Consider the following 5,029-nt stretch of genomic DNA (forward strand, 5'->3'; position numbering starts at 1 on the left):
CGCGAGCTCGACGTTAGTGCCGGCGCCGACGCGCAATCCGGCGCCGTGTTTCGTCGCCGGTGGCTGCGAGCCGGGGCCGAGCGCACCGTTGCGCAGGGTGAGTCCTTCGATGCGCACGGGTCGCGCGCTCGTCGCGGGGCGGATGTCGAGCACGCGATCGAGTGCGCCGCCGTCGATGATCGTCGCCTCGGCGCCGGCGCCCTGCAACACGAGATCGTCGTCGACGTCGAGGTCGCCGCTCGCCGACGCATCCTCGTCGCTGCCCGCGCGCGTGAGCGCGTAGGCGCCCACATCGAGCACGATCGTGTCCGCGCCGGCGAGCGCGTTGCTCTCCTGCATGGCCGCGCGCAGGCTGCAATGGCCGCCCATGTCGGCGCAGAGGCCGTCGCCGGGCATCGCGTCGACGGTATCGACGGTCGTGTCGGGCGTGAACACGGCCGCGTGCACGGTGCTTGCGAGCAGCGCGGCGATCGGCAGCAGGCGTTGCAGGTTCATGCGAGCCTCCGGGGAACGAGGGACCGCGTCGCGATCCACGGACTCCAACGAATTCCGGTGCCCGAACCTGTCACGTCTCGCGCGGCTCGACGGCGCAATGCGTCGTCGGACGTCGGTACCGCGCGGGGGCGTACGCGGTGGCCTCAGTCGAAACCGTCGCCGAAGAGGAAATCGTGCAGGAGGACACCGGTAGCCACGGAGACGGATGCACCGGATCGCAACATCGAATTGACCAGCACCGAGATCGTGCCGTCGCCGGCATCCGCCGAAACGAGATCGCGCAGGCCATCGCCGTTCGCGTCCACCGCGACGAGGCCGGTCGGCTGGAGGCCGAGCGGCAGGGGCGGCAGGGCGTCGAGGGTGATCTGGGTGGCGCCCGGAACGGTGTGGTTGATCCGGACCGACACCGTGTTGCCATCCGCGTCCGCGACGTCGGGTCTGCCGTCGAGGTCGAAGTCCGTCGCGATCGCACTTTGCGGGTTGGAGCCGGAAGAAAATCCCTGCTTCGCCTCGAACGCGACGTCGGTGGCACCGGGCGTGGTGATGTTCCGCAGGACGCCAACGCTCCAGAAGTCTGCGACGACGATGTCGCGGCGGCCGTCGCCGTTGAGGTCGGCAAGCGCGATCGAATGGCTCATCGCCTCGTCCACGCCCTGGACCGGCATGAAATTCGTCGTCGAGCTGCCCGCCGGCGTCATGTTCGTCGCGACGCCCATGGCGAGTCCCCCCGCGGCGAACAGGATATCGACGCGCCCGTCACCCGTGATGTCGGCGAGTTCGAGCGCGTTGGGTTGCGACGCCTCGGGCTCGGTCGAATACGCCTGCGGGGTGGCGAAGCTGATTGTCGTCGCGCCGCGCGGCGTCGTGTTCAACACCGTCGCGTACCCTGTCGCGTCGTTGGCAACGACGAGGTCCGTTCGTCCGTCCGCATTGAGGTCGCCGGCCCGGACTGAGGTGACGAAGCCTCCGGCGTGGATGACGACCGGAGAAGAGAAAGCCATTTGGTGCGCACCGATGGGGGTTTCGTCGATCAGCACCGAAACCGAATCGCTGCCGATGTTGGCGACGACGATGTCGTCCCTGCCATCGCCGTCCATGTCGATCGCTTGGGCCTGGTCGGGAAAGGCGCCGGCGGGAAATGCCTGCGCCGCGCCGAACGCCGACGGGCCGCTGCCGGCGACGGAGGCGTTGGCGAAGACGGACACGCTGGCTCCGTCGAAGTTCGCCGCGACGAGATCGGGCTTGCCGTCGTTGTTGAAATCACCGGCCGCCAGCGAGCGCGAGAAGGCGCCGCTCGCATGGGCCTGACGCTGATCGAACGAAAGCGTCGCGGTCTTGTTCACGACGTTGTGGAAGATCGACAGGGATCCCGTAGCGTCGTTGCCGGCGATGATGTCGCAACGACCGTCGCCGTCGAGGTCCGCGATGACCACGGGCATCGGTTCGTCGCCGGTAGCGAACGTCACCGGCGGTGCGAACCGCGCGTTCGACGCACCGCTGCGTGTCGTGTTGCGCAACACCGACATGGAATCGCCGCTGCGGCTCGCGACGACGAGATCCACTCGGCCGTCGCCGTTGACGTCGGCGGCGGCGACGGGACCGGGGAACGTCCCGACCGCCCATGCGCTGGGCTCGGCGAATTGAACGTTCGCGCTTCCCGGCGCCGTGCGATTGATGGTGACCGAAACCCAGCCTGGAACGCCATCGGCCTTGCTCGAGACCAGGTCCGGTAACCCGTCATTGTTCACGTCGGCCGCCGTCACGCCGTAGGGACTGCCGGTGTCGAATACTTGCGGCGATGCGAACGTGGCGATGCCCGATGCCGTCGTCGTCGTGTTGACGAATACCGACAGCGAGTACGTCTGGTCGTTAGACACGATGAGGTCCGGGCGGCCGTCGAGATTGACGTCGGCGAGCGCGACGGAGCTCGGGTGCTGGCCGAAGGGCAGTGCCGGCTGAGCGTCGAACGCGGGCGCCGCGGCGCCCAGTGGCGTGACGTTGCGCACGATCGAAAGGGTGCCGTCGTCGTTCGCCACGACGATGTCCTTGCGGCCGTCGCCATCGAGGTCGGCCGCCGCCATCGCGCGCGGGTTGCCGTTCGTCGCGAAGGACTGCGCCGCGCCAAAGCTCGGTTGCGCCGCGCCGACCGGCGTCTCGTTGAGCACGACGGAAATCGCCGGCGAATCCGCCTGGGCGGCGACGAGATCGACGAGCCCATCATTGTTCACGTCGATCGCGACCACGGCGCGTGCGGCCGGCATGACGACGTTCGCGGGTGTCGCGAACGTCGCCGTCGTCGAACCCGGGGACGTCGTGTTCAGCAGCACGGCGAGTGCGCCATGGTTGTAGCTCGCGACGACGAGATCGAGCCGGCCGTCACCGTTCAAGTCGGGGGAAGCCATCGACGTCGTCGTGGTGAAACCAGGCACGCCGACGGTCTGAGCCGATGCGAACGCGGGCGCAGGGCCGATGCCCATCACCGAATCGATGTGCATGGAGAAGCTGCGATCGACCCCGGATGCGTCGCTCGCGGGGATCGTCACCGGGAGGAACAGGCCGGGCACGTCGGCAGCGACGATCGCTTCGCCCGAGGTCGCCTCGTAGTCGATGCCGGCGAGTGCGCTGCCGTCTTCCGTGTGATATGCGAAGACGACGTCGCTGCCCGGATCTCCCGAGCGAATGACCGGGAAGTACATCGTCTGCTCGGCGCCGGACACCTGCAGGCGGGGGCCGAGGATGGACAGTGTGGAGGGCGCCGCCATCAGCGGCGACGTCGCGCACCCGATCAAGATAATCGACAGCATGCGGAAAGCGGCGCGTCGCGAACGGGCCGGTCGATTCACGGGAAAGTGATCTCGCATGCGCATCTCAGAGACTCTGGTAATTCGGACCGCTGCCGCCTTCGGGCGTGGTCCAGGTGATGATCTCGTACGGATCCTTGATGTCGCAGGTCTTGCAGTGCACGCAGTTCGCCGCGTTGATCTGCAGGCGCTTGCCGGCGCCGTCGGCGACGATTTCGTAGACGCCCGCGGGGCAGAAGCGCTGGCACGGATTGCCGTATTCCTCGATGCACTTCGTGATGCAGATGTTCGGGTCGGCCACCTTGAGGTGGATCGGCTGGTCCTCGTCGTGCTCGGTCGCGGCGAAGTAGACGCCGGCGAGGCGGTCGCGCGGTGCGAGCGTGCGCTCGACGTAGTCCGGTTGTGCCGGGGAAGGCGCATTCGGTCCCGGCTGCATCGCCGCGGTCGCGGCGTCGATCTTCTCGAGCGAATTCCAGTCGGCGTGGTTCTTCAGCGTCCACGGCGACAGCCCCTGCGTGACCGTCTCCCATCCCGCGTTGGCGAGGCCGAGCCAGAGTCCCCTGTTGAAGCCGGGCCGGATGTTGCGCACCTTCCTGAGCTCCGCGCCGACCTTCGACGCGCGCAGGGTCGCGTCCCAGCCCGCGCTCGTCTTCTTCGCCGCGACGTGTTCGGCCGCGAGCATGCCCGATCGCAGCGCCTGGTGCGTGCCCTTGATCTTCGGCACGTTGAGCAGGCCGGCCGCATCGCCGACGAGCAGCGCACCGGGCATCTCGACCTTCGGCAGCGACTGCCAGCCGCCTTCGATGAGCGCGCGCGCGCCGGCCGAGACGATCGTGCCGCCGTCGAGCAGCGGCTTCACGAGCGCATGGTTCTTCACCTGCTGGAACGCTTCCCACGGGCGGAACAGCGGGTCGGCGTAGTCGAGTCCGGCGACGAAACCGATCGCGACGCGATCCTTGTCGAGGTGGTAGAGGAAGCTGCCGCCGTAGGTCGCGTTGTTCATCGGCCAGCCGAGCGTGTGCATGACCTTGCCCGCTTCGGCGCGGCCCGGCGGCAGTTGCCACAGTTCCTTGATGCCGATCGCGTACGTCTGCGGGTCGCTGTCCTTGTCGAGTGCGTACTTCGCGATGAGCTGCTTGCTGATCGAACCGCGGCAGCCTTCGGCGAGCACGGTCAGCGGCGCGCGGATATCGATGCCTTGCGTGTAGCCGGGCTTGTGGCTGCCGTCGCGCGCGACGCCCCTGTCGCCGATGCGCACGCCACACACCGCGCCGCTCTCGTCGAACAGCGCCTCGGCCGCGGCGAAGCCCGGGTAGATCTCGACGCCGAGCGCTTCGGCCTGCGGCGCGAGCCATGCGCACAGCGCGCCGAGCGAGATGATGAAGTTGCCGTGGTTGTGCATCTGCGGCGGCGTCATCGGCGACTTCGTCGCGCGCACGGCGTCGTGCAGGAACCAGAACTCGTCCTTCGCGACCGGCACGCAGATCGGCGGCGGGTTGTCGCGCCAGCCGGGCAGCAACGCATCGAGCGGGCCGGGTTCGATGACCGCGCCCGACAGGATGTGCGCGCCGATGGTCGACGCCTTTTCGATGACGCAGACGCTCAGCTCCGGATTCAGCTGCTTGACCCGGATGGCGAACGCGAGGCCCGCGGGGCCGGCACCGACGGTGACGACGTCGTACTCCATCACGTCGCGTTCGATCTCAGCCGCGGTCTCGCTCATGCCGTTCTCC

At 68.3% G+C, this 5,029-nt stretch carries 3 protein-coding genes; all 3 read right to left on the reverse strand.

The window, feature by feature from the left end; genetic code table 11:
• Positions 1-495: hypothetical protein (locus tag VI238_RS08490; protein WP_331650403.1), on the reverse strand; the 495-nt coding region annotated here is incomplete at its 3' end.
• A 143-nt stretch (positions 496-638) separates the two neighbouring features.
• On the reverse strand, positions 639-3,362 hold the full coding sequence (locus VI238_RS08495; protein ID WP_414650042.1) for an FG-GAP-like repeat-containing protein: 2,724 nt from the start codon (positions 3,360-3,362) through the stop codon (positions 639-641).
• 1 nt (position 3,363) lies between these two features.
• The coding region (locus VI238_RS08505; RefSeq protein WP_414650041.1) for an electron transfer flavoprotein-ubiquinone oxidoreductase at positions 3,364-5,029 on the reverse strand (1,666 nt) is incomplete at its 5' end.

Source organism: Dokdonella sp. (genome assembly GCF_036518555.1).
GTDB lineage: Bacteria > Pseudomonadota > Gammaproteobacteria > Xanthomonadales > Rhodanobacteraceae > Dokdonella_A.